The 26,171-nt window shown below is 61.3% G+C and carries 20 protein-coding genes; 7 read left to right on the top strand and 13 right to left on the bottom strand.

Features of this window, described 5'->3' with window-relative positions:
• Positions 1–33 precede the first annotated feature (33 nt).
• Both HFO99_RS14020 and HFO99_RS14015 read right to left on the bottom strand, forming a co-directional pair.
• A complete protein-coding gene (locus tag HFO99_RS14020) occupies positions 34–2,247 on the bottom strand; it encodes a putative bifunctional diguanylate cyclase/phosphodiesterase (protein ID WP_222361834.1) in 2,214 nt (737 codons plus the stop codon).
• Between the two features lie 198 nt (positions 2,248–2,445).
• Positions 2,446–3,819 carry a GH1 family beta-glucosidase gene (locus tag HFO99_RS14015; protein ID WP_222361833.1) on the bottom strand — a complete coding sequence of 458 codons (1,374 nt, stop codon included), beginning with the start codon at positions 3,817–3,819 and terminating at the stop codon, positions 2,446–2,448.
• A 239-nt stretch (positions 3,820–4,058) separates the two neighbouring features.
• Between HFO99_RS14015 and HFO99_RS14010 the strand changes: the two genes are divergently transcribed.
• Positions 4,059–4,493 (top strand): DoxX family protein, encoded by a 435-nt coding sequence (locus HFO99_RS14010; protein WP_222361832.1) that lies wholly within the window; start codon positions 4,059–4,061, stop codon positions 4,491–4,493.
• 41 nt (positions 4,494–4,534) lie between these two features.
• Here the strand turns inward: HFO99_RS14010 and HFO99_RS14005 are convergent, their stop codons facing one another.
• The 5 genes from HFO99_RS14005 to HFO99_RS13985 form a co-directional block, all read right to left on the bottom strand.
• Positions 4,535–5,722 (bottom strand): Gfo/Idh/MocA family protein, encoded by a 1,188-nt coding sequence (locus tag HFO99_RS14005; protein WP_222361831.1) that lies wholly within the window; start codon positions 5,720–5,722, stop codon positions 4,535–4,537.
• 192 nt (positions 5,723–5,914) lie between these two features.
• The gene (locus tag HFO99_RS14000) at positions 5,915–6,970 is read right to left on the bottom strand and encodes a sugar phosphate isomerase/epimerase family protein (protein ID WP_222361830.1); all 1,056 of its coding nucleotides are present in this window, start codon (positions 6,968–6,970) and stop codon (positions 5,915–5,917) included.
• A gap of 249 nt (positions 6,971–7,219) precedes the next feature.
• On the bottom strand, positions 7,220–8,167 hold the full coding sequence (locus tag HFO99_RS13995) for a substrate-binding domain-containing protein (RefSeq protein WP_003543021.1): 948 nt from the start codon (positions 8,165–8,167) through the stop codon (positions 7,220–7,222).
• 84 nt (positions 8,168–8,251) lie between these two features.
• On the bottom strand, positions 8,252–9,256 hold the full coding sequence (locus tag HFO99_RS13990; RefSeq protein ID WP_222361829.1) for an ABC transporter permease: 1,005 nt from the start codon (positions 9,254–9,256) through the stop codon (positions 8,252–8,254).
• A gap of 79 nt (positions 9,257–9,335) precedes the next feature.
• Positions 9,336–10,862, bottom strand: coding sequence for a sugar ABC transporter ATP-binding protein (locus HFO99_RS13985; protein WP_222361828.1), 1,527 nt, complete (start codon positions 10,860–10,862; stop codon positions 9,336–9,338).
• Between the two features lie 170 nt (positions 10,863–11,032).
• Here HFO99_RS13985 and HFO99_RS13980 point away from each other — a divergent pair, with 170 nt between their 5' ends.
• The gene (locus HFO99_RS13980) at positions 11,033–12,064 is read left to right on the top strand and encodes a LacI family DNA-binding transcriptional regulator (protein WP_072640525.1); all 1,032 of its coding nucleotides are present in this window, start codon (positions 11,033–11,035) and stop codon (positions 12,062–12,064) included.
• A gap of 81 nt (positions 12,065–12,145) precedes the next feature.
• Here HFO99_RS13980 and xylA read toward each other — a convergent pair whose 3' ends face one another.
• From xylA to HFO99_RS13955, 5 genes are all read right to left on the bottom strand, one after another.
• Positions 12,146–13,456, bottom strand: coding sequence for a xylose isomerase (gene xylA / locus HFO99_RS13975; protein ID WP_222361827.1), 1,311 nt, complete (start codon positions 13,454–13,456; stop codon positions 12,146–12,148).
• 181 nt (positions 13,457–13,637) lie between these two features.
• Complete coding sequence (gene xylB, locus HFO99_RS13970; protein WP_222361826.1) at positions 13,638–15,092, bottom strand: xylulokinase; 1,455 nt, start codon at positions 15,090–15,092, stop codon at positions 13,638–13,640.
• A 21-nt stretch (positions 15,093–15,113) separates the two neighbouring features.
• Complete coding sequence (locus tag HFO99_RS13965) at positions 15,114–16,136, bottom strand: LacI family DNA-binding transcriptional regulator (RefSeq protein ID WP_222361825.1); 1,023 nt, start codon at positions 16,134–16,136, stop codon at positions 15,114–15,116.
• Positions 16,137–16,346: 210 nt separating this feature from the next.
• Complete coding sequence (locus HFO99_RS13960) at positions 16,347–17,945, bottom strand: DHA2 family efflux MFS transporter permease subunit (protein ID WP_222361824.1); 1,599 nt, start codon at positions 17,943–17,945, stop codon at positions 16,347–16,349.
• Positions 17,946–18,074: 129 nt separating this feature from the next.
• Positions 18,075–19,289, bottom strand: a complete 1,215-nt coding sequence (locus HFO99_RS13955; RefSeq protein ID WP_222334076.1) for an HlyD family secretion protein — start codon at positions 19,287–19,289, stop codon at positions 18,075–18,077.
• Between the two features lie 151 nt (positions 19,290–19,440).
• Here HFO99_RS13955 and HFO99_RS13950 point away from each other — a divergent pair, with 151 nt between their 5' ends.
• The 5 genes from HFO99_RS13950 (at position 19,441) to lysS (ending at position 25,266) form a co-directional block, all read left to right on the top strand.
• On the top strand, positions 19,441–20,133 hold the full coding sequence (locus HFO99_RS13950; protein ID WP_222361823.1) for a TetR/AcrR family transcriptional regulator: 693 nt from the start codon (positions 19,441–19,443) through the stop codon (positions 20,131–20,133).
• 93 nt (positions 20,134–20,226) lie between these two features.
• Positions 20,227–21,066, top strand: a complete 840-nt coding sequence (locus HFO99_RS13945) for an AraC family transcriptional regulator (RefSeq protein WP_222361822.1) — start codon at positions 20,227–20,229, stop codon at positions 21,064–21,066.
• Between the two features lie 219 nt (positions 21,067–21,285).
• Complete coding sequence (locus HFO99_RS13940) at positions 21,286–22,035, top strand: TerC family protein (protein WP_222361821.1); 750 nt, start codon at positions 21,286–21,288, stop codon at positions 22,033–22,035.
• Between the two features lie 246 nt (positions 22,036–22,281).
• Positions 22,282–23,748, top strand: a complete 1,467-nt coding sequence (gene gltX, locus HFO99_RS13935; RefSeq protein WP_222361820.1) for a glutamate--tRNA ligase — start codon at positions 22,282–22,284, stop codon at positions 23,746–23,748.
• A gap of 21 nt (positions 23,749–23,769) precedes the next feature.
• On the top strand, positions 23,770–25,266 hold the full coding sequence (gene lysS, locus HFO99_RS13930) for a lysine--tRNA ligase (protein WP_222361819.1): 1,497 nt from the start codon (positions 23,770–23,772) through the stop codon (positions 25,264–25,266).
• Between the two features lie 67 nt (positions 25,267–25,333).
• Here the strand turns inward: lysS and HFO99_RS13925 are convergent, their stop codons facing one another.
• Positions 25,334–26,074, bottom strand: coding sequence for a hypothetical protein (locus HFO99_RS13925; RefSeq protein ID WP_222334067.1), 741 nt, complete (start codon positions 26,072–26,074; stop codon positions 25,334–25,336).
• Positions 26,075–26,171: the final 97 nt, after the last annotated feature.

Genomic DNA, 26,171 nt, shown 5'->3' with positions numbered 1-26,171 from the left:
TACCTTGCTGCCTGAGGATGATCGGGCCGCCGGTTAGACTGCGCCGATGCGTCGCCGAGCTGTCGGTTCCGCAGCACGTCGCTCGTTCAAAATCTCGGTGATAAGGTCCGAGGTCACAGGCTTTCCGAACAAATAACCCTGTAGGCAGTCACAGCCGAAGAGGCGGATGGCGATCGCCTGCTCCTCGGTCTCGATACCTTCGGCCGTCACTGGAATGTCGAGCGAGCGGGCGAGCGCTACCGTCGCCTGCAGCATCTCGCGCTGGCGTTTGTCTTCGTTGACACCCATGACCAGCGAACGGTCGATCTTGATGCGGTCGAAACCGAACTGCCTGAGATAACCGATCGAGGAGAAGCCGGAGCCGAAATCGTCGAGCGCCACCTTGACCCCCAGCCCCTTCAACCGTTCGATCGACTGGCGGGTGCGCTGCGGGTTCTGGATCATGTAGCCTTCGGTGATCTCGAGCGTGATGCGACCGGCCTCGATCTCCGTCTGCTTCAGCACGTAGCGCACATAGTCGGTGAAGGCGGGATTGCGGAACTGGCCGGGCGAGACGTTGACCGAGACGTTGAGCTCAGGCCATTGTTTGGCCGTCTCGCAGGCCTTGCGCAGCACGAACAGACCGAGCGATTCGATGAGGCCGCTAGTCTCGGCAATCGGGATGAACACCTCGGGCGAAACGGGGCCATGGCCCGGACGGTTCCAGCGCACCAGTGCCTCGACGCCGGTCATGGCATGCGTCGCCGCATCGATCAGCGGCTGGTAGGCGAGCGTCAGGTCGCCGCTTTCGATCGCCATCCGAAGATCGAGCTCCAGCGCATTACGCTGCTCGCGATCCGCATCCATCGACGGATCATAGAGCATCATCCGCGCGCGGCCGGCCTCCTTCGCCTTGTACATGGCAAGATCGGAGCGGCGCACCAACTCTTCGCGCCCGACCGCACCCAAAGGCGACATGGCGATGCCGATACTAGCTCCGACGACGACCACGCGGCGGCCGATCTCCAGCGGCTCGACCAGAAAATCGAGAATCTGCTCGGCCAGCTGCAGGGCGGCGGCATTCTCTCCGTCGGAAAGAAAGGCGATCGCAAATTCATCACCGCCGATACGAGCGAGAACCGCACCCTGCGGAATGAGTACATCGAGCCCGGCCGCCACTGCACGGATCAACTGGTCGCCGGTGCCGTGGCCATAGCTGTCATTGACTTCCTTGAAGCCATCAAGATCGAGATAGAGGAGCAGCACATTGCGCTTGGTCTGGCGTGCCTCGACGACAAAACGATCGACGGCGAGCCCGAGACCATCGCGATTGGAAAGACCGCTCAGCCTGTCACGCAGCGCTTCCTTGCGAGCGCTGTTTTCCTCCGCCTTCAGGCGGCGGCCGGCAAGCCAGCCGATGACCAGCAGCACCACGAAGAACAATCCGACGAGGCCGAGCGCCTGGATGACCATCGGCCGCACTTGCGCATAGGCGATATCGCCGGGTGAACGCGAAGTCCAGACGAGCTTGCCGAGTGTTGCCCCCGTCGGATCGACGATTGGTACGAGATAGTCGGCAGCAAAACTCGGCGGCGCCAGCCTCAGCCCGCCGATGACATAGGTCTGGCCGAGCGCGGTCACTCTGTCGTCATCAAGATGGCGGGCGAAAATAAGATAGCGATGCTGGCCAGCGGGCGCATCCAGCGCACCGGACTTTTCCCGCACCAATGCCACGCCGACAGCGGCAATGCCCCGTTTGGTGGTAACGAAACTCACCGCTTGAGGACGATCGGCCGGGCCGGCCGCCTTCACTCTGTCGAGCAGTATCCAGAGCGACGGCGCGAAGAAATCCGCGAGCGGCTCCTCCATCGGTTTGCCGTCGCGATAGGTCATGATCGCCTTCTTCTCACCATCGACGACGATCGCCATGTCGAACAGTGAGCTATTGACCGACATCTCGCCGTAATTGCTCACCGTCCAGGCCATACCGTCCGGCGCGTAGACGTTGACGGCGGCGTCGTCCCAGGCAGCGTAATCGTCGAGCGTCGCGCCAAGCTGATCCTCGAATGTCTTCACCGCGCCGATCGTCGTTTCGCGCGAGCGCTCGTCATCGAGGAGATTGGCGTTTTCGGTCACGCGTTCGAGCGCAGTCAGCACCATGACGGTGACGACGGCGACGATGATCGCGAAGGAGAAAAGTACGCCGGTGACGGTAATGTGACGGCCTATTCCCGATACCTTGCTCTGCGACTTTCCGACTGCCTGCATAATAGCTCCCTGACCGGTGTACTTTGCCAGCCAAGGGTTCAAAAACGTTTAAACAACCGCCTGTTGCACGTGGCTGGCGATCTATTTTTGTCCATGCCGCCGGTCGCGAAATTGACGGCAAGCAGCTTCAGCTTGCCGTTCCGCCGGAAGGGCAAGTTCAAAAGGCGCCTGGATCAAGTGCCCGTTGGAGTAATTGCGCTAACCCGCTTTGTGATTGCCCTTCGGGAACTGAGCCGCCAGTTCGCGATACCACTTGCCGCTCTTCTTCATCGTACGCAACTGCGTCTGATAATCGACATGCACGAGGCCGAAGCGCATGCGGTAGCCTTCCGCCCATTCGAAATTGTCCATCAGACTCCAGGCGAAATAGCCGCGCAGGGGATAGCCGTCCTTGATGAGGCCGGCGACGATGTCGACGTGATCGCCGACATAGTCGAGGCGCATCGTATCGTCGACCTCGCCGTCGACGACATCGGTGTTGTCGCAGGCGCCGTTCTCGGTGATGTAGCATTCCGGCAGTTCGTAGCGACGGTAGAGATCCTCGACCGAGAGCTTCAAGCCCGGCGCATAGATTTCCCAGCCGATATCGGTCTTGACGTCGCTTACCGGCGGCGCCTCAACCGTCCAGGGGAAATCGCCCTTGCTTTCGGCATCGTCGGTGACGCGCTCGGGCTTGTAGTAGTTCAGGCCCCACCAGTCGAGTTTCTGGCTGATGAGCTTCATGTCGCCATCCTCGATGACGGGCATGCGATCGCCAAGCGCCTCGACGAATTCCTTCGGATACTCGCCCTTGAAGACGGGGTCGAAGAAAGCGCCGTTGTGGAACTGATGCGCACGCTCGGCGGCGGCAAGATCAGCCGGGCTGTCGGAGCCGGGAATGATCGAGGCGGCGTTGAGCACAAGTCCGACGGGCACATTTGGGGCTTCCGAGCGGATCGCCTCGACGCCGAGGCCGTGGGCAAGGTTCATGTAATGCATGGCGTGAAGGGCAGCCTGCATGTTGCGCTCGCCCGGAGCATGGATGCCGTAGAGGTGGCTGAGCCAGACGATGCACCAGGGTTCGTTGAAGGTCGCGACCCGGTCGAGGCGGTCGCCAAGGCGGTTCATCACCGTCTTGGCATAACGCTGAAACGCATAGGCGGTCGAGCGCGCCGTCCAGCCGCCCTCGCCGGCGAGCAGCAGAGGCAGGTCCCAGTGGTAGAGCGTCGCGAAGGTCTTGATGCCGCGCGCCTTGCAGCCGTCGACCAGCCGATCGTAGAAATCGAGGCCGGCCTCGTTCACCGGACCCGTGCCGTCGGGGATAATGCGCGGCCAGGCGATCGAGAACCTGTAGGCTTCGACACCCATCTCCTTGATGAGATCGAGGTCCTGCTCCAGGCGATTGTAGTGGTCGCAGGCAACGTCGCCGTTATCGCGATTATGGACGCGGCCGGGCATATTGCAGAAAGCATCCCAGATGGATGGCTTGCGGCCATCGGCCTTGCTGGCGCCTTCGATCTGGAAGGCGGCGGTGGCAACGCCGAAAGTGAAGTCGCCGGGAAAGCGCTCCGCGAGTTTCTTCGGATCGATCATCTGGGAATCCTATCTCTCAAGTTGAGCCGTTTGCGCCGGATTTAGCCAAGCCTAAAGGCAAAGTACAGGCTGACGGCGAGAAAAACTGCAACGTTGCAGGAGGAAAAACAGAACAGCCGCAACTGACCTTCCCTCACCGCGCAGCCGACCTCATAACAGCAATATCAGCAGTCGTGACTTGGCCGTTGAGACCGCGATCCTTACACGGGAAATGGAATCACAAATGTGAAAGGAATCCAATGCTCTCTTCTATCCATTCGTTGCAGCCTCATCTGCTGGGCCTGTTGCGCATCGTCTCGTCACTTGTACTTTTCAGCTACGGAACACAGAAAATCCTGCATTTTCCGGCTGCGGCAAGCGTGCCGCCCGCGGGCTCGCTCTCCTGGATTGCCGGGCTGCTCGAACTCACCTTCGGCTTCCTGGTCCTGGTGGGATTCCAGACTCGTATCGCAGCCTTCGTGCTCTCGGGCCTGATGGCCTTCGCCTATTTCATCGGGCATGCGTCGAAGGGCATCTACCCTGCGCAGAACGGCGGCGTCGCGGCGATCCTGTTCTGCTTCGTGTTTCTTTATCTGATGGCGGCAGGTGCCGGACCGTTGAGCGTCGACAATCTGCTCAAGCGCGGGCGCACTGCTACTGCCCGACCAAATAAACAAAATGCCGAGGTGGCTTGACCCCGCCTCGGCGCTTTCATGGCGCAATCCGGATCGGTAATTCAGACCTTGACCCAGGCGCCGTTCTTCTTCGAAGACGCGACGCAGGCTTCGACGAAGGCTACACCTTTCACGCCGTCATCGACGGTGGGGTAGACCACTGCCTTGTCGACGGCCTTGCCCTTCTTGCGGGCGTTGATCGCATGCGCGGCTTCGGTATAGATCGTCGAAAAGGCTTCGAGATAGCCTTCCGGATGCCCGGATGGCACGCGCGTGACACGGCCCGCAGCTGCGCCTGAACCAGCGCCGCCGCGGGTGATCAGCCGCTTCGGCTCACCGAAAGGCGTGTACCACAAGTAGTTCGGGTCCTTCTGGGTCCATTCGAGCCCGCCCTTGGTGCCGTAGACGCGGACCATCAGGCCATTTTCATGACCGGGCGCCACCTGGCTGCACCAGAGCATGCCCTTGGCCGGCTTCTCCGAACCCTTCGCCTTGAAGCGCAGCATGACATGGGCGTTGTCGTCCAGCCGGCGGCCCGGAACGAAACTGTCGAGATCGGCGGCGAGGCTGTCGAGCTCGAGGCCGGTGATGAAGGCGGCGAGATTATAGGCATGCGTACCGATATCGCCGGTCGAGCCGCCGACGCCGGACTGCGCCGGATCGGTGCGCCAGGCGGCCTGCTTCTGGCCGGTTTGCTCGACCGCTTCCGTGAGCCAGTCCTGCGGATATTCGGCCTGGACGACGCGGATGTCGCCGAGTTCGCCGTTCGCGATCATCTCGCGCGCCTGGCGGACCATCGGATAGCCGGTGTAATTATGCGTCAGCACGAACAGCGCGCCGCTCTCGTCGGCGATCTTCTTCAGCTTCTTCGCATCGGCAAGGTTGGACGTCAGCGGCTTGTCGCAGATGACGTGGATGCCGCGCTTCAGGAATTCTTTGGCCGCATCGTAGTGAACATGGTTCGGTGTGACGATCGCCACCGCCTCGATGCCGTTCTTCAGCTTCGCCTCGCGGATCGCCATCTCGCGATAGCTGGAATAGGTCCGCGACGGATCGAGGCCGAGATCGCGGCCGGATGCGATCGCCTTTTCGGGCGAGGCCGACAGTACGCCGGCAATGAGATCGTACTGATCGTCGATGCGTGCCGCGATACGGTGCACTGCGCCGATAAACGCGCCCGCGCCGCCGCCCACCATGCCGAGCCGGATGCGCGGCTCGCGGGTCTGTTCGGATGATGCTTCGATTGCCATTGATTCCTCCTGAAATTTGAACTTGGTGCGGATATGCCCCTCATCCGGCTGCCGCCACCTTCTCCCTGCTCGCGGGGAGAAGGTGTATGCCGCGGCGTCTTTTCCGCTCTCGACGCTTGGTCGGGCAAGTCCCCTCGCCCCGTTTACGGGGAGAGGGTTAGGGTGAGGGGCAACCAACCAATATGAACTGATTTAGGAAAGCCCCAGCATCCGCCGGTTCGCCGCTTGGTCTGTGCCGCTGCCGGCGAAATCGTCGAAGGCTTTCTCCGTGACCCGGATGATATGGGCGGCAACGAATTCGGCGCCTTCGCGGGCGCCATCCTCCGGATGCTTCAGCGCGCATTCCCATTCGACCACGGCCCAGCCGTCGAAATTATTCGCCGTCATCTTCGAGAACACCGCGCCGAAATCGACCTGGCCGTCGCCGAGAGAACGGAACCGGCCAGCACGTTCGACCCAGCCCTGATAGCCGCCGTAGACACCCTGGCGCCCGGTCGGATTGAACTCCGCATCCTTGACGTGGAACATCTTGATGCGGTCCTTATAGATGTCGATATTGTCGAGATAATCGAGGCACTGCAGGACATAGTGCGAGGGATCGTAGAGCATGTTGGCGCGCGGATGGTTCTTCACCCGCTCCAGGAACATCTCGAAGGTGATGCCGTCATGCAGGTCCTCGCCCGGGTGGATCTCGTAGCAGACGTCGATACCGTTCTCGTCCGCATGGTTGAGGATCGGCGTCCAGCGGCGGGCAAGCTCGTCGAAGGCAGTCTCGACCAAGCCGGCAGGACGCTGCGGCCAGGGATAGATGAAGGGCCAGGCAAGCGCGCCGGAGAAGGTCGCATGCGCCGTAAGCCCGAGGTTCTTGGATGCGGTCAGCGCCATCTTGACCTGCTCGACCGCCCATTCCTGACGCGCCTTCGGATTGCCACGCACCTCCGGTGCAGCAAACCCGTCGAAGGCTTCGTCATAGGCCGGGTGAACGGCGACGAGCTGGCCTTGCAGATGGGTGGAGAGTTCGGTGATCTCGATGCCGTTGTCGCGAGCCTTGCCGGCGAATTCGTCGCAATAGGCCTTGGATGTGGCAGCCTCTTTGAGATCAATCAGCTGGCTGGCCCAGGTCGGCACCTGGACGCCCTTGTAACCGATGTCGGCCGCCCATTTGGTGATGGCGTCCCACGAATTGAAAGGAGCAGTATCGCCCGCGAACTGGCCAAGGAAAAGGCCGGGGCCCTTGATCGTCTTCATGTCAGATTCCTCCCTGAATATCGACCGTAAACGTTTCTGAAGTGTTGTAGCACGCTATTTGGCGGGAGCAAGGCGCCTCCTCGCCCTTGCGTCGAATTTGGCGCGAGGCCAAATGCGATATGGCTGCGAGCTAATCATGATGAGCTTTGGCGGGCAAGAGGTACGTGCAGCATTTTCGGCCAGCCGCTGTGTGGAAGCATAAAAAATGCGCCCATCCTTTCGAATGGGCGCTTGTCTCAAGTCGATGGATTAGAACGGCGAATCCGGGAAATAGAAGTCCTTGGCATTCTCCTTGGTGACGAGCGTCGCATCGAGAATGTAGCTGCCATGAACCGGAACCTGATCGTAGAGGGCCGCCGCCGTCAGCTCCATTGCCGTGCCGACCATTGCCGGCGGATAGAGAACGTCGACCGGGATCAGCTTGTCGCCGTCCATGACCTTCTTGACCATGTCCTTGGAGCCGGCGCCGGCGACGACATACTTGATATCGGTGCGCTTGGCCTGCTCGATCGCCTGAAGAACGCCAACGGCCATGTCGTCGTCCTGGCACCATACGACGTCGATCTTCTGGTACTTGGTCAGGTAGTCCTGCATGACCTTGAAGGCATCGTCGCGGTTCCAGTTGCCATATTGGCGGTCGAGAACCTTGACGTTCGAGCCGGCAATGCCCTTGTCGAAGCCGTCCTGGCGCTGCTGATCGATCGGGATCGGCAGACCGCGGATGATGACCACTTCGGCGTCCGGCGTCGTGTCCTTGATGTACTTGCCGGCGACTTCGCCGAGAGCCGGGTTGTTGCCGGCGACATAGAGGTCGCGCACGGAATTGTCGTTGTTGCTCGGCGCGCGGTCGACGAGGGCGACGAACTTGCCTTTGGCCTTGACTTCCTTGATGGCGTTGACGAGCGGATCCGGGTCCGACGGCAGGATGACGAGGGCGTCGATGCCTTGCGTATCGAGATCCTGCACGGCGTTGGCCTGGCTTGCGGCGTCTGGCGAAGTCTTGACGATGACGTTGAGACCGGGATGTTCGGCCATCAGCAGCTTGGCGACGCGTTCGGCATGGAACACTACGCCCGACGTCCAACCGTGGTCGGCGGCCGGAATGGATACGCCGATTGTGAATTTCTTGTCCTGGGCGTGAGCGGCGCCGGCGAACGTCACCGCCGCAACCGCCAGGCCCAACATCAATTTACGCATGCTATTTCCTCCCAATAACTTCAGGGACTTTTCCATACGGGACCGGACGCCCTGTAAGCCCGATCAAATGTAAGCCGGTTCAATTCATGATTTACGCACCAGCGAGCGCTGGACGAACATTGCGATGATGATGATCGCACCCTGGATGGCGCCGATCAGATACTCGCTGATGAAATTCGAAAGCAGCATGATGTTGCCGACCAGTTCGAGAATGAAGGCGCCGCAGATCGTGCCCCAGACCCTGCCCGCGCCGCCCTTGAGCGCCGTACCGCCGACGACGACGGCCGTGATCGCCTGCAGCTCCCACAGGATGCCCGTCGTCGCCGATGTCGAGCCAAGCCTTGGAACATAGAGCAGCACGGCAATGGCAACGCACAGTCCCTGGATGACGAAGGCGATCGTGCGCACGCGGTTGACCGCAATACCGGAATAGCGGGCGACGTCGCTGTTTGATCCCACAGCCACGACATGGCGCCCGTAGCGGGTGCGATAGAGGATGAAGGCCGCAACCGCCGTCACCGCCAGGATCACCACGATCGGCACCGGTATGCCGGCGACATTGCCGAAATAGACAGGGCGATAGAGCGTCTGGATATCGGCGGAGCGAAGCGTGATCGCGCCGCCCTGCGACAGCCATGTCGTCAGGCCGCGATAGATGCCCATTGTGCCGAGCGTCGCGATGAACGGCTCGATCTTGCCGACCGTCGTGATCAGGCCGTTCGCCAGGCCGCAGAGCGCACCGGCGACGATCGTGAAGACGACCGCGACCACGAGCATCAAAGCCGGGTTTGCGATGGCGCCCGAATTCATCAGCAGGATCATCAGGCTGGCGACGAAGGCCACCATCGAGCCGACCGACAGATCGAGATCCCCTGCTGATATCACGAAGGTCGCACCGACCGCGATGATGGCGATGAAGGCGCTGCGTGTCGCGACATTGGCAAGGTTGGTGATGCCGATGAAATTGGGATTGACCAGGGCTCCGACAATCAGCAGCAGCGCCAGGGCGACGAAGGGCGCGACCGCACGCAGGTCGACATCCCGCCAGGATCGGCGCCGGATTTCCCGGGTCTCCTCGTTGACACTCATTTCCAAAACCAACCTCCCGTCCCATATTTTCTGGGAATCTTAATGTGTCGCCCTGATCGGCAAAGCCCTGCTTCAGCCTTCAGGCAGCCGCCTTCTTCTTGAGCCCGGCGGCGTAACGCATGATCTCCTGCTCGGAAATCTCCTCGCCCTCGAGCACGCCGACGATACGCCCTTCGCGCATCACCGCCACTCTCGTGCAGAGGCCGATGACCTCCGGCATCTCCGACGACACGACGATGATCGACCGGCCGTCCCGGGCGAGTGCCGAGATGAAATGATAGATCTGCTGCTTGGTGCCGACATCGATGCCGCGCGTCGGCTCGTCGATGATGATGATCTGAGGTTCGGTCTCCATGACCTTGGCGAGCAGCAACTTCTGCTGGTTCCCCCCCGACATCCGGCCGGCGACGATATTGCCGTCGCGAACCCTGATATCGAAGCGGCGTTTGGCCTTGGCCATCGCGGCCGCCTCGCTGCCCGGGCTGAGATAACCGTGGCGAGCGTGCCTTCCGAGCGATTGCAGTGTCAGATTGGTCACCATGCCGGAGCGCAGCAAGAGGCCTTTCGACTTGCGGTCCTTGGTCATATAGGCGAGCCCGCAGCGGTTGGCGGCATGGACGTCGCCGGAGGGAACTGTTTCGCCCTTGATGACCACCTCGCCCTCGAGACGGGTCCGCAACCCGGCGATCGCTTCCATCAGCTCGGTGCGGCCGGAGCCGATCATGCCTGAAAAACCGATGATCTCGCCTTTGCGCACCTCGAAGCTTGCGTCCTTCACATAGCCCGTGGACAACGACGCGACCCTGAGGACAATCTCCTCGTCGACATCAGGCTCGACCTTGGCGGGATAGAGGCTTGAGAGTTCGCGGCCGACCATCAGCTGCGCGATCGATTCCCCGTCCAGAACGGATGTCGGCGAGGTCTTGATCCATTGGCCATCGCGAAGGACGGTGACCCGGTCGGTCAACTCCATCACTTCGTCGAGTTTGTGGGACACGAAGACGAAGCTGGTACCCTGGTCGCGAAGCTTGCGAACCTGCTTGAACAGCATACCGGTCTCTTCACTCGACAGCACTGCGGTCGGTTCGTCCATGAACACCACCCGCGCATCGCGGCTGATTGCCTTGGCGATTTCGACCATCTGCTTGTCGGCGATGGAAAGCGTGCTGATCAGCGCATTCTCATCGACATGCGAACCGAGCACATCGAGAACCTTGCGTGTCTCCGACCGCATATACTTGCGGTCGAGAACGCCGAAGCGCGTGACTTCGCGCCCGAGAAAAAGGCTCTCCGTCACGGTCAGATGTTCGGCGAGGTTGAATTCCTGGTGAATGATGACGATGCCGAGCGCCTCGGCGGCGCCATTGGGCGGCAGCACGACGGGCTTGCCGTCGAGCAGGATCTCGCCGGAGCTCGGCTGTTCGAACCCGGATAAAACTTTGACCAGCGTGGATTTGCCGGCACCATTTTCACCCATGAGCGCATGGATTTCGCCGGCGCGGAGATCGAAGTTCACGCTGAAGAGGACCTGCACTCCACTGAAGGATTTGCATATGCGCCTGGCGGACAGCACCACGGGTGCGGTGTCGGCAGCTTCCACAGTCATCCGGTCCTCCCAAAGCGGCATCCCACCCGCTCTGGAGGCCTATGTAAACCTTTACATACATCGTGTAAAGGTTTACATCGTTGATTTACACAGAACAGTTGAAGCCTGCCTTTGACCTCTCGACAAGTCTGTGTAGTGTCGCGGCGAAGACAGCCCCAAGGCAGAGCCAAGTGTCGAATTCCACGCCCGCAACCATCGAAGACGTCGCCCGGATCGCCGAGGTCTCCATCGCGACGGTTTCCCGGGCAATCCACATGCCGGAGAAGGTCGCCAACTCCACCCGCCTCAAGGTCAACCAGGCGATCGCCATCACCGGCTATACGACCAACGCCATGGCGCGCAGCCTGAGGCTCGGCCGCTCCAACATGATCCTTGTGGTGGCGCCCGATATCGGCGATCCCAATTTCTCCAACATTCTGGTCGGGCTGGAAAACGAAGCGCGAGCTCACGGCTACGGCATCCTGATCGGCCACACGCAGAACGATGCGCAGCGCGGTCTGGAATATCTGAAATTCTTCAATTCCAACCAGGCGGCCGGATTGATCCTATTCACCGGCATCCTGCCCTTCGGGCATCAGACCATGACCGCCCGGCTGCCGCCGAGCGTCGGCGTTTTCGAGCCCGTCTTCAACGGCGGCATTCCCTATGTCGGCGTCGACGACACCGAGGGCGCTCGCAAGGCGGTGGACCTGCTGCTGGCCGAAGGGCATCGCAAGATCGCCTTCATCGGCGATTCGCGCACCCGGCTTGCCTATACCAGGCGCCGCATGGGTTACGACGCCGGTCTCGACGCCGCCGGCATCCCGCCCGACACCAGGATCGTGCTCGAAGGCGACGGTACGATCGAAAGCGGGCGGCATGCGGTCGAACAGCTTTTCATGCGCGACACGCTTCCAACCGCCTTCATGTGCGTCAACGACCAGACGGCGATCGGCGTCATGGTCGGGCTCGGCGCGCGAGGCTACGATATTCCGCGGGATTTCTCGGTGACTGGTTTCGACGATGTGCCGCAAGCCGTCTTCATATCGCCGCCGCTGACCACGATTCGCCAGCCGAGAACGGCAATCGGCAAGCAGGCGATGGCACTGCTGCTGGAACTCCTGTCCGATGGCCGGCCGACCGAAACGGAGATCCTGTTGAGGCCCGATCTGGTGGTTCGAAACTCCGTCTCGGCGCCGTCGCGCAACTGGTTGAAACGGTAAGCCGATATAGGCTGGAAGCTTCCGGCCAGCGCGCGGTCAGATAGGGTTGTGCCGGCGGTCGATGACCGCCGGCACGCTTTATCAGACGTAACGGTTGACGATGTTCTCCAGCAGTTCCTGCTTGCCGGATCTCGGCTGCGGGTTCACGTCGTGGCTCTCGACATAGTGGGTGATCTCATCCAGCGAATACTCGCCGCGGAAGAGCTTCTGCGCCTCGGCGGATTCCCAGCCGGCATAACGATCGGCGAGCGGCTGCGACAGAGCCTTATCCTCGATCATCTTGGCGGCGGCCTTCAGGCCACGGGCGCAGCAATCCATGCCGCCGATATGGCCGATCAGCAGGTCCGCCGGGTCGAGAGACTGACGGCGCAACTTCGAGTCGAAGTTGGTGCCGCCGGTCTTGAAGCCGCCGCCTGCCAGAACATGGTAGTAGGCGAGCGCCATTTCGGGAACATTGTTCGGGAACTGGTCGGTATCCCAGCCGGACTGGTAGTCGTTGCGGTTCATGTCGATCGAGCCGAAGATGCCGAGCGCGTTGGCAAGCGCCAGCTCGTGCTCGAAGGAGTGGCCGGCAAGGATCGCGTGGCCCTGCTCGATATTGAGCTTCACCTCGTTTTCAAGGCCGTGCTTCTTGAGGAAGCCATAGACGGTTGCGACGTCGTAGTCATACTGATGCTTGGTCGGCTCCTGCGGCTTCGGCTCGATCAGGATCGTGCCCTTGTAGCCGATCTTGTGCTTGTATTCGACGACGAGGTTGAGGAAGCGGCCGAGCTGGTCGAGCTCACGGCCGATATCGGTGTTGAGCAAGGTCTCGTAACCTTCGCGGCCGCCCCACAGCACGTAGTTTTCGCCGCCGAGCTTCTGCGTGGCGTCGATACAGGTCTTTACCGTCGCGGCTGCGAAAGCGAAGACGTCAGGATCCGGATTGGTCGCAGCGCCCGACATATAGCGGCGGTGGGAGAAGAGGTTCGCCGTGCCCCAGAGCAGCTTGGTACCGGTTGCAGCCTGCTTCTCGGCGAAATAATCGACGATCTCGTTGAGGTTTTTCGTGTTCTCGGCAAAAGTCTTGCCTTCCGGACGCACGTCGGCGTCATGGAAGCAGTAATAGGGCGAGCCGAGCAGCGAGAAGAATTCGAAGGCGACGTCGGCCTTGAGCTTGGCGGCCTTCATCGTGTCCTCGAACCAGGGACGCAGGAAGGTCTGCCCGCCGAAGGGATCGCCGCCCGGCCAGGTGAAGGTGTGCCAGTAGGCCACAGCAAAGCGCAGATGGTCTTCCATGCGCTTGCCAATGACGATCTCGTCCGGCTGGTAATAGCGGAAGGCCAGCGGATTGGTGCTGTCCGGGCCTTCGTATTTCACTTTCTGGATATCGCCGAAAAATCCGGTGCTCATGTTAGGTCTCCTTGGGTTCGTAATTCAGTCTTATCGTTCGTGCCGTGCAGCCCCCTCATCCGACCCTTCGGGCCACCTTCTCCCCCAGGGGAGAGGGGGAATGAGGCGCCGCTGCGAACCTCTTCTCCCCAGCGGGGAGAAGGTGCCGGCAGGCGGATGAGGGGGCCACCGGCACCAGTGCTCAATGGGCCAGCGACTTAATCGCAGGGTAGGTCGCGCGGTAGCGCGTATACGCATCCTCATATGCGCCGCTCAGCGACGACACCGGCTCGATCGTGCCCGCCGTCACCGGCGGCGTGCAGACGGCAATGGGATCGGCGCCTGTTGCCGCAATCAGGCCGAGACGGGCAGCGCCGAAGGCCGCGCCGAAATCGCCGTCGGCCGGCAGGTCGACCGGAACGCCGAGCGCGGTCGCGATCGACGCCAGCCAGTAACGCGAGCGCGAACCGCCGCCGATTGCCGTCACCCGGGATATGCCGGTGCCGGCCGAACGCAGCGCTTCGAGATTGTCGCGAATGGCGAAGGCGACACCTTCGAGCACCGCCTGGGTGAGAACGGCACGGCTGCTTTCATGTTCGAGGCCGATGAAGGCGCCGCGGATGACCGCATCATTGTGCGGCGTGCGCTCGCCGGAGAGATAGGGCAGGAAGGTGACTCCGGTGGGCGCCTTCAGCGTCTCGCCGAGTTCGCCGGTGAGATCGGCGGCCGACTTGCCGGTCACACCGGAATGCCAGTTGAGAGCATCGGTGGCCGACAGGATGACACCCATCTGGTGCCAGGTGTTCGGCAGCGCGTGGCAGAAGGCATGCACGGCACTTTCCGGCTTCGGCAAATAGGAAGCGTTGGCAGCAAAAAGCACGCCTGATGTGCCGAGCGAGACGAAGGCTGCGCCATCGCTGACCGTACCCATGCCGCAGGCCGAGGCCGCATTGTCGCCGGCGCCGCCGGCAACGACGACATCACCTGACATACCCCATTGCGCCGCCAGTTCGGACCGCAGCTTACCAGCCTGCTCGGTGCCTTCGACGAGCGTCGGCATCTGCTCCTCGGAGAGGTTGGTGGCGGCGAGCAGTTCGGACGACCAGGCGCGCTTGCCGGTGTCGAGCCAGGAGGTGCCGGCCGAATCCGACATTTCCGAGATATAGTCGCCGGTCAGCCAGAGACGCAGATAATCCTTCGGCAAGAGCACCTTGGCGATTTTGGCGAAGACATCGGGCTCATGCTTTTCGATCCAGGCGAGCTTCGGCGCCGTAAAGCCGGGGAAGACGATGTTGCCGGTGAGCGCGCGAAAGCGCGGATCGGCATCAAGTGCCGCGGCCTCGACGTAGCTGCGCGTGTCGTTCCAGAGGATGCAGGGGCGCAGGACCTTGTCGGTGGCATCGATGAGCGTTGCGCCGTGCATCTGGCCGGAGAGCCCGATGCCCTTGACCGCAGCAAGCTCCTTCGGATGTTTTGCCTTGAGGCCGGCGACAGCCTCCTCCGTGGCGCGCACCCAGTGGGCCGGCTCCTGCTCCGACCAGCCGGAATGCGGACGCGACACGTCGAGCGAACCATTGGCCGAGCCGACGATCTTCTGATCACCGTCGATCAGCATCGCCTTGACGCCGGAGGTTCCGAGATCGAGACCCAGATACATGTGGCATTTCTCCCTTTGCCGTTACGGCAGATTGTCTTTCAGGAATATGTCGAGACGGATGCGTTCCTGCGCTTCGATGACGGCAAGCCCGTCCGCCTTGGCTTTCAGCACGCGGATTGCGCTGCGCACCTCGTGGCCGGCGTCCTGATTGAGGATCGCATCGATGGTATTGTCGATCAATGCTGCGCGCGTATGGGCGGTCAGCTCGTGGGCAATCACGGTCAGTATGCGATCGACGGCCTTCTCCTTCAACGCCCGGATGAGGCCGCGATTGCCGGCGCCGAGACTGTAGACGCCGATGATGCCGGCATTCCCGAGCGCGTCGGCAACGAGCATATGGGCGACCTCCGGGTCGTCACGGCCTTCGAGAACCGGCAGGATCGCCAGATCGGGAAATTCCTGCGCCATGACGGCGGTGAATCCCTCCAGCCGCTCGCGATGGTCGCGCACCAGCATGGAGCCGGCGAGCACGGCGATTTCGCCCTTTCGCGGCCCGAGGAATCGTCCGAGCAGGCGGGCCGCAGTGCGGCCGGCTGCGATATTGTCTACGCCGGCATAGTGATGGCGTAGCGACCCCGTAAGATCGGAAACCAGGGTGACGACGGGAAAGCGCTCGCGAACCAACCTGTCGACGGCGGCGCGTACTTCGGGCGCATCTGTCGCAACCAGCGCAATGCCGCATGGCTTTTCCCGGGAAAGCCCTTCAAGCACGGAGACCAGGGCGGCGGGATCGAAGGCCGGCACCTCGATGGTGCGGATATCGGTGCGTTCGGCCGACGAGCGGACGATCGCCTGGCGGATCTCGGCATTGAGCCCGTGCATGAAGGAATTGTCGCTGGCCGGAAGGATGAAGACCAAGGGATAGGTGCGCCCCTTGGCAAGATTGGCGGCGGCGACGTCTCTGATATAACCGAGCTCGCGGATCGCGGTCTCGACCTTTTCGCGCGTGACGTGGCGCACACCGGGCCGCTGGTTGAGAACACGGTCGACAGTCGCCAGACTGACACCGGCGGCAGCGGCGATATCGTGAACGGTTGGCCTCATCATTCCTCCTGATGAGACCATTAGCGTCAATTTTGATGTACGTAAATCAAAAAAATCGAGCGAGCCGATTCCCGCTTCGTTTTCCCAGTATTGCCTACCCGAGTCGGACCGATCCAGCCGACGATCATCCGCCTGATGACACAGCGGCCGGAAAACAGCAACAAAAAGGCCCTCCGGAGAGGGCCTTTTCAAGGGGCGGCAGGCCGGAGGTCAGTGGCCGCCACCGCCTCCCCCGCCTTGCGGCGCGGGTTTCTTGATCATGGCGACACCGAGGATCATGGCAAGGAAGAGTGCGGTCAGGATCAGGAACACGTCGCTGAAGGAGAGGATGATCGCCTGCTTGGTGGCAAGGCCGACCATCTGCTTGATCGCGAGCGAGGCGCCATCCATGCCGTAAGTGTTGAAATTGGCGGCCATGTTGTTCATCTGGTCGATCGCCGCCGGATTGCCCCAGTCCATATTCTCCCGCAGCCGCTCGTAATGCACGTCCTGCCGGTTGGTGAGCACGGTGTTGATGACAGCAAGGCCGACGGCGCCGCCGAGATTTCTGGTGAGGTTGAACAGGCCGGACGCGCCGCGGATGCGCGAGGGCGGCATCGTTCCGAGCGCGATATTGTTGATCGGCACCATGCACATCATCAGCCCGAAGCCGCGCAGGATCTGCGGGATGAAGAGTTCGTAGAAATCCCAATCCGCCGTCAGATGCATCATGATAAAGGTGCCGGCGGCGAAGCTGACGAAGCCGATCGCCATCATCAGGCGCAGGTCCATCTTGGTCGACAATCGTCCGGCGATCGGCGCGGTGAAGAACATCGCCAGCCCGGAGACGAACATCGTCTCGCCGATCATTAGTGAATCATAGCCGCGGATGCGCCCGAGATAGACCGGATAGATATAGGTGAGGCCATAGAGGCCGATGCCCATGACGAAGGAAAACACCGAGCCAAAGGAGAAATTCCGATTCGCGAAAGCTTTCAAGTCAACGACGGGGAAATCCACCGTGAAGGCGCGATAGAAGAAGACGATGGCTGCAACGGCGGAGGCAACCGCTGCGATGGTGATGGAGCTGTCGTTGAACCAATCGTTCGAATTGCCCTCTTCGAGCACATATTCCAGCGCGCCGAGGAACACGCCCATCGAAATCAGCCCCCACCAGTCGAATTTCTTGAAGAGCGACAGTTCCGGCTTGTCGAAATCGATGAAATTCCAGGTGACGATCGTGACGATGATGCCGGGAACGATGTTGACCAGGAACAGCCAGTGCCAGGAGAAGGCGTGGCTGAGATAACCGCCGACCGTCGGGCCGATGGTCGGTGCCAGCGTCGCGATCAGGCCGATGATCGGCGAGACAATGCTGCGCTTCGAAGGCGGGAAGATGGTGAAGGCAGCCGCGAAAACCGACGGGATCATGCCGCCGCCGATGAAGCCCTGGATGACGCGGTAGACGATCATCTGGTCGATATTCGTCGCCGTCGCCGCAAGCGCGCTCGCCATGGTGAAGCCGGCGGCCGAGATCGCGAAGAGATAACGCGTCGAAATAATGCGCGCCAGCGTGCCAGACAACGGGATCATGATCACTTCGGCGATCAGATAAGCCGTCTGCACCCAGCCGACCTCGTCGCTGCCTGCCGAAAGGCCGGCCTGGATCTCCGCAAGCGAGGCCGAGACGATCTGGATGTCGAGGATCGACATGAACATGCCAAGCACCATCGCGAAGAAGGCGATGAGCTTCTTCGGATCCATGCGGTCGTCGGCATGGGCAGGCGCTGCCGGAATCGTTCCCGCTGTTGCTGTCGCGCTCCCGGCCATCAGATCACCTCCGCCTTTTCCAGAGCAATTCCGTTTTTCTTCGAATCACGGAATTGCTCTATCTCTTTGTTTTCACGCAATTCCGGACGCAAAACCGCTGCACACTTTTGCTGGAATTGCTCTGAAGGCCTACTTGCTCGGCGCCGTACGGGTGTCGACGTCGACGACGACGCTCAGGCCCGCGCGCAGGCGCCCGCTGTCGAGCGCATCCTGCGGCAGCGCTATGCGCACTGGTACCCGCTGGATCACCTTGGTGAAATTGCCCGTGGCGTTTTCCGGCGGCAGCATCGAAAAGACCGAGCCTGAAGCCGGTGAGATCGATGCGACGGTGCCGACGATCGGATGATCGCTATAGGCATCGACATGGACGTTGACTTTCGAGCCCGGCACCAGATGCTGGATCTGCGTTTCCTTGAAATTGGCATCGATATAGAGCTGGCGCACCGGAACGAGCGCCATCAGGCGCTGGCCGGGAGAGACGAGGTCGCCTTCCTGGACGGAGCGGTTGCCGACAATGCCGTCATAAGGCGCCTTGAGCACTGTGAAAGAAAGGTCGCGGACGGCCTTGTCGCGCGAGATCTCAAGCGAACGGACCGAGCCTTCGGCTTCCTTGCGCTGAGCCTGGAGAATGGTGATGTTGGCCTGCGCAGCGGTGATGTTGGCGTCACCGCCGGCAAGATTGGCCTTGGCCTGGTCGAGGGCGATATTGGCGTTGTCGAGATCGGCGGCGGTCCCGACCGACTTCGCATGAAGATCGCTCTGGCGCTTCTGGGTGATCTCGGCACCGCGAACGGCCGCTTCGAGTGCCACCTTCTGCGCCTGCGCCTGCACGAGGCTCGCATTCGCGCCTTCGATCTGCGCGTCGATACGCTGTAGCGAAAGCTGTTCGGTGACGATCTGTGCCTGGGCCAAGTCGAGGGCGTTCTGATAGTCGCCGTTATCAAGCGTGGCAAGCACGTCGCCCGCTTTGACTTCCTGGTTGGCGACGACGTTCACCTTCGCGACGTAGCCCGTGACCTTTGGCGAAATCGTTGCGATATCGCCTTCGATATAGGCGTCGTCGGTCGACACCATGAAGCGGCCGTTCGTCCACCATTCGTAACCATACCAGCCGCCGCCTGCGAGAAGGGCGAGCACGACGATCGGTAGCACCGGGCTACGGCGCTTCTTCGCAGTTGCGGGTGCGGCGACCGAAGCCGGCGCCAATTGCGCGGGGGCAGACGGCACTTCGCGAGCTTCCGCCACCGGAGCTTCTGCAACGCCAGCGACCTCGGCCTTTAGCTCTTCGGTCTCGGCGTTTTCGCTGACGATCCGCGCGACATTGCTCTTCTGGTTGCTCGACATGGCCACTTTACCGATCTTGGAGTAAATAATCGAACTGAACGGTTCGGTTCAGTTGACTTAAACCTGTTTTATCGTCATATCAAGATGTATAGAACCAATCGGTTCGGTTTCTTTAAAGAAAATGCGAAACCGTCAACACGGTTAAGAGGATATGACGCTGAAACCCGACCACGCCGCCGTATTCAGTCCTCCTGCTGCCGGAGGCCGATTTGCCGCAGGCGAAGATCCGGCCAAGCGCCAGCAGATCCTCGCCGGCGCCAAGCGTGTCTTCATGAAGATGGGTTTCGACGCCGCCAGCATGAACGACGTGACGCGCGAGGCCGGAGTCTCCAAGGGAACGCTCTACGTCTATTTCACCAACAAGGAAGAACTGTTTTCGGCGATGATCGAGACCGAGCGCGCCGCCTTCGTGGCGGCCGTGCGCACGGCGCTTGCCGAACATGACGATCCCGAGGCCGGCCTGTACGAATTCGGGATAAGCTTCGTCACCCACATGACCGATGAAAAGGTCATCAGCGCGATGCGCACCGTTCTCGGCGTTCGCGACCGTATGCCGGTGCTCTGTCAACGCTTCTTCAGGGGCCCGGAAAACCTGCGCACCATCATGCGCGACTTCCTGGAACGGCACATCGCCGAAGGCGCACTCGAGATCGACGACATCGATCTCGCCGCCGGCCAGTTCCTCGATCTCGCCAGCGGTAGTTTCTTCAAGCTCCGCCTGTTCGGAAGCATGGAAGAGCCGCCGCCGCGTGACGAAATCGAGCGCGTCATCCGTGGCGCGATCCGGGTCTTCATGGCCGCCTACGGCGCGCGCCGGCACGAGACCGCCCGACCGAACACTTGACCGTCGCGCTCCATCGGCCAAAATCCCGCAACAGCGATCAAGTCCGGCTGCCGGCCTTCCTCTAAGGAAGAAGCTGCAATCAGGAGAATGAGGATGAGCGCCGTCGGACGGGCGATCTGGTTCATCGAGAGCCATTTCGAAAGCGATATATCGCTGGAAGAGATATCGGAAGCAGCCGGATCGTCGCGCTACCATCTGTCGCGCGTCTTCGGGCTCGTCACCGGCCACTCGATCAGCGGCTATATAAGAGGGCGGCGCCTCAGCCGCGCCGTGCCCACACTGGTCGGCGGTTCATCCACCATTCTCGAGGTTGCCCTTTGTGCGGGCTACGGCTCGCACGAGGCCTTCACCCGTGCCTTCCGCGACCAGTTCGGCATGACGCCGGATGCGGTGCGCAGACAGGGGCACGCCCGTAACCTTGTCTTGCTGGAGCCGATCAGAATGGACCCCGCCTACCTCAACGACCTCGAACCGCCCCGCTTCGAAACCCTCCAACCGAAACTGTTTGCCGGCTTGCAGGAGATCTACCCCTATGGCGGCAACGCCGCCATTCCCTCTCTCTGGCAGAAATTCAATGCCCATTTCGGACATATCTCCGGTCAGAAAGGCAATGTCGCCTACGGCATCTGTACGCATATCGACGGCGAAGCGGAGAAATTCCGCTATATGGCCGCGGTCGAAATCTCCGATGCCGGCGATCTGCCGGCGGATTTTGCAACGCTCAAGCTTCCAGGCCAGCGCTACGTCGTCTTTGCCCATCGCGGCCACGTCTCCGGCATTCCAGCGACAATGAACCGGATCTTCGGCACGTGGTGGCCGACCTCAGGGCTGGAGCATGGCGAGACACCCGACATGTTCGAACGCTACGACGAGCGCTTCGACCCCTATACCGGCATGGGCGTCACCGAAATCTGGTTGCCGATCAGAGCCTGATGCCGAAAGGTGCGAGCGGTTTTCGGACGACATCATGCTGTAACTCTTTAATTTAGAACAGGATTCAAATTTAAGGCCGACCCGGCCTTAAATCATCCTGTTCCAGGGAATAAAAGTCACATCGGTTTCGTATACCCCCTTGCGGCGCTTGCCTGGCAGGCCGGCAACATTACATTGCGAGCGTCATTCACGTATGTGACGCGAAAGGGATATACGCTGATGCAGGAAATCATGACGCTCATTCAGGATCCGGCCGCCTGGGTGGCGCTCATCACGCTGGTGGTGATGGAAGTCGTTCTCGGGATCGACAACCTGATCTTCATTTCCATTCTCACCAACAAACTGCCGCCAGAGCACCGGGAGAAGGCCCGCAAGATCGGTATCGGTCTTGCGCTCGTCATGCGTCTCGTCCTGCTCGGCACCATTGCCTGGATCGTGCAGCTGACCGAACCGCTGTTTGAAGCCTTCGGCCACGGCTTCTCCTGGAAGGACCTGATCCTGATCGCCGGCGGCCTGTTCCTCGTCTGGAAGGCCACCAAGGAAATCCATCACACCGTCGATCCGGAAGATCATCAGGAGGATTTCATCGCCAAGTCGACCACGACAGGTTTTGCATCGGCCATCGGCCAGATCCTGCTGCTCGACCTCGTCTTCTCCGTCGATAGCATCATCACCGCCGTCGGCATGACGCCGCATCTGCCGATCATGGTGGTCGCAGTCGTCGCCGCCGTCACCGTCATGCTGGTCGCCGCGACGCCCCTCGCCAACTTCATCGAGCGGAACCCGACGATCGTCATGCTGGCGCTCGCCTTCCTGCTGATGATCGGTACGACACTGATCGCCGACGGCATGGGCTTCCATGTGCCGAAGGGCTACGTCTATGCCGCCATGGCCTTCTCGGCGCTGGTCGAGGTGCTGAACATGTTCGCGCGCAACGCCCGCAAGCGCAAACGCGACGCCGCCCATTGAGGCTTGGGCAGGAGGGCGCGGCGGAACCGGCGCGCCCTCACGCACCGCCATCAGGCCTTTGCAGGCGTGGTTTTTCTTGACGCGACCGGTTGAATATGGCCTAAGGCCAGCCGAACGGACGATCGGCGGATGGTGCGGGCGCATGCCCGTTTCCGGCCGGTTTGCCGATGAAGATATCTGCATCCTTCCGGCCGAACGTCGCTTTCCCCATAAAAGCCGTCCGGCACTTATCGACGGGCACACACAATGACAGTTTCCGGGACAGCTACCGGCGTCCGCGTCCGCATCGCTCCCTCGCCGACCGGCGAGCCGCATGTCGGCACTGCTTACATCGCTCTTTTCAACTACCTTTTTGCCAAGAAGCACGGCGGCGAGTTCATCCTGCGCATCGAGGATACAGATGCGACGCGCTCGACCCCGGAATTCGAAACGAAGGTGTTGGACGCACTGAAATGGTGCGGGCTGGAATGGAAGGAAGGCCCTGATATCGGCGGCCCCTACGGCCCCTATCGCCAGTCTGACCGCAAGGAAATGTACCAGCCTTACGGGCAAGAATTGCTGGACAAGGGCCATGCCTTCCGCTGTTTCTGCACGCCCGCGCGGCTGGAGCAGATGCGCGAAACCCAGCGCGCCGCCGGCAAGCCGCCGAAGTACGATGGTCTCTGCCTCAACCTCACGGCCGAGGAAGTCACCTCGCGCATGGCCACTGGCGAGACGACCGTCATCCGCATGAAGATCCCGGCCGAAGGCTCCTGCGACTTCACGGACGGCGTCTACGGCGATGTCAGCATCCCCTGGGATTCCGTCGACATGCAAGTGCTTGTCAAGGCTGATGGCATGCCGACCTATCACATGGCCAACGTCATCGACGACCATCTGATGAAGATCACCCATGTGGCGCGGGGCGAGGAATGGCTGGCTTCGGTGCCGAAGCACATCCTGCTCTATCGCTATTTCGGCTGGGACGAGCCGGTCTTCATGCATTTGTCGCTGATGCGCAATGCCGACAAGTCGAAGCTGTCGAAGCGCAAGAACCCGACCTCGATCTCTTATTACTCCGCGCTCGGCTATATCCCGGAAGCGCTGATGAACTTCCTCGGCCTGTTCTTCATCCAGATCGCCGAAGGCGAAGAGCTGCTTGATATCAACGAACTCTCCGCGAAGTTCGATCCGGAAAACCTCTCCAAGGCCGGTGCGATCTTCGACATTCAGAAGCTCGATTGGCTGAATGGCCGCTGGATCCGCGAGAAGCTGTCCGAAGAGGAATTCCAGGCCCGTGTACTGACCTGGGCGATGGAAAACGACCGCCTGAAGGAAGGTCTGCGCCTGTCGCAAACGCGCATTTCCAAGCTCGGCGAGCTGCCCGATCTCGCCGGCTTCCTGCTGAAGTCCGATCTTGGCCTGCAGCCTTCCGACTTCGCCAAGATCAAGTCACCGCCGGAAGAGATCCTGGAGATCCTCAACACCGTTCAGCCGGATCTCGAAAAGATCCTGGAATGGAACGTCGAGACGATCGAGGCGGAGCTGCGCGCGATCGCCGACCGTATGGGCAAGAAGCTGAAGGTCGTGGTCTCACCGCTCTTCGTCGCCGTATCCGGCTCATCGCGCTCGCTGCCGCTCTTCGATTCCATGGCGATCCTCGGCCGGTCCGTCGTGCGACAGCGCCTGAAGCTCGCCTCGCAGGCGGTCGCCGCCCTCGTCGGCGCGAAGTAAGAACAGTCAGAGGATTCGATAGTGGCTGACAACAAGACCGAAAACCCCCTTTCCTCCGACGCGACGGAAGTGCGCGCCCAGAAGCTGAAGCTATTGCGCGAGCAGATCGGCGAGGTCTATCCGGCGCATTTCCACCGCACGATGACCAATGCCGAGCTGATCGCGAAATACGAGAACCTGGAACCTGACGTCGAGACGCAGGATGTCGTCACCGTCGCCGGCCGCGTATACTCGTCGCGCAACTCCGGCATGTTCATGGACGTCCACGATGCCGGCGGCAAGATCCAGATTTTCAGTCACAAGGACACGACCCCGGCAGAAGCCCGCGCGCTTCTGCCGATGATCGACATCGGCGACATCATCGGCGTCACCGGTATCGTGCGCCGCACCAAGCGCGGGGAGCTGACGATCAACGCGCAGACGATCACCATGCTGACGAAGTCGCTGCTGCCAATGCCGGAAAAGTGGCACGGTCTCTCCGACATCGAGTTGCGCTATCGCAAGCGCCACCTCGACATCATGACCAACGAGGATTCGAAGCTCCGCTTCCAGCAGCGCTCGAAGATCCTCTCCGGCATCCGCCGCTTCATGGAAAATGACGGCTTCATGGAAGTCGAGACGCCGATGCTGCATTCGGTCTATGGCGGCGCCACCGCCGAGCCGTTCAAGACGCATCACAATACGCTGAAGCTCGACATGTACCTGCGCATCGCGCCGGAATTGTACCTCAAGCGCACGCTGGTCTCGGGGCTGACCGACAAGGTCTTCGAGATCAACCGGAACTTCCGCAACGAAGGCGTCTCCACCCGGCACAATCCCGAATTCACCATGATGGAGTGTTACTGGGCCTATGCCGATTACGAGGACATCATGGACCTCGTCGAGCGGCTGTTCGAAAGTTTGGCGCTCTCCATTCACGGCACGACGGAATTCCCCTTCGGCGACAAGACCATGTCCTTCAAGGGTCCGTTCAAGCGCGTTCCGATGCCCGATGCCGTCAAGGAAGCGACCGGCATCGACTTCCTCGCCATCAAGACCGATGAAGAGGCGCGCGCCGCCGCCAAAGCTGCCGGCTTTGCGGTCGAGAAGGATTGGACCTGGGGCGAATGCCTCGCCTTCATCTTCGAGGAAAAGGTCGAATCCACGCTGATCCAGCCGTCGCATGTCACGCATTTCCCGAAGGACATCTCGCCCTTCGCCAAGGAAGTGCCGGGCGAGCCGCGCCTCGTCGAGCGCTTCGAGACCTATTGCAACGCCTGGGAACTCGGCAACGCCTTCTCGGAACTGAACGATCCCGAGGAGCAGCGCCGCCGCATGGTCGAGCAGCTCGAACTGGCGCATGCCCGCGGCGAAAAGGAAAAGCAGCTGGACGAGGAATTCCTCGACGCCATCGACCAGGGCATGCCGCCAGCAGGTGGCCTCGGCATCGGCGTCGACCGTCTCATCATGCTTCTGGCCAATGCGCCGTCGATCCGCGATGTCATACTCTTCCCGGCCCGCCGCAACAAAGCCGACTGACCGGAAGACAGGTCGAAAATGGCAAGCGGAGTGCCTCTCGGCGCTCCGCTTTTTTCATGACCGCTGTTCAGTGGGCCTTGGCGGCTTCAGCCGGCGGCTCTTCGGCCGGCGCCTCTGCGACCGCATCTGCGCCGTGGCCGCCTGCAGCCGGCGCGGCTTCGCTTTCGGCTGCCGGCGCTGCGCCATGCCCGCCGCCTGCGGCCTTCTTGACCTTTTCCTCGCTTTTAGTCGAGGCAACCGCGACCGGGTCGACGCAATCCTCCGGATCCTTGAAAGCGGCGCTGATCATGGCGATCTCATCAAACGGCATCTCTATCCGTTCACCAAAGAACAGTCCGTTTTCGCTGGCCTTGCCGTCGTAGTAGCGCGCTGTGTAGGATTTGTCGTCGAGGCCGGGAACGGTCTTGTCGGGATGCGGGATATAGACGACGTCGGCGCCGATCGCCCGGCCGCGAATGTCGGCACGCAGCGTCGGGCCATTCTCATCAAGCACCACCACCTGGACCAGATCCGGCTTTTGCGCGGCATAAACGGCCTGGGCGACCCGAAGCGCGGTCTTGACGCGGGTCATCCCATCGGTCGGTTCGGTCTTGATGTATTTGCGTACCCAGACGTGGTCCTGCTTCCGGATCGTCACCAGGTTGACGTCGCTGCATTCGAGCCCGTAGCCACCACCAGCTGCGCCGATCAGCCTGTCCTTGCCGACATAGACCGCCGCACCGCCGGAAACGCCCGTGAGAAGAGCGACTCCACCGATGATGATTGCCAATTTCCGGGAAGGCCGGAAGATGCGCAGTAAGGCCTTCACGCCAACTGCTCCGCCATCTGAAACTCCAACGCAGGACAAGTGTTGAGAACGCTAAGGAAATGACGTTTCCGAAAGTTTAAGTGGGCATGCGAAGCCT

The sequence above is a fragment of the Rhizobium leguminosarum genome (assembly GCF_019798305.1).
In the GTDB taxonomy this organism is placed as follows: domain Bacteria; phylum Pseudomonadota; class Alphaproteobacteria; order Rhizobiales; family Rhizobiaceae; genus Rhizobium; species Rhizobium leguminosarum_U.
Note: the sequence above shows the minus strand (reverse complement) of the source record. Positions and strands in the feature narration are given on the sequence as shown.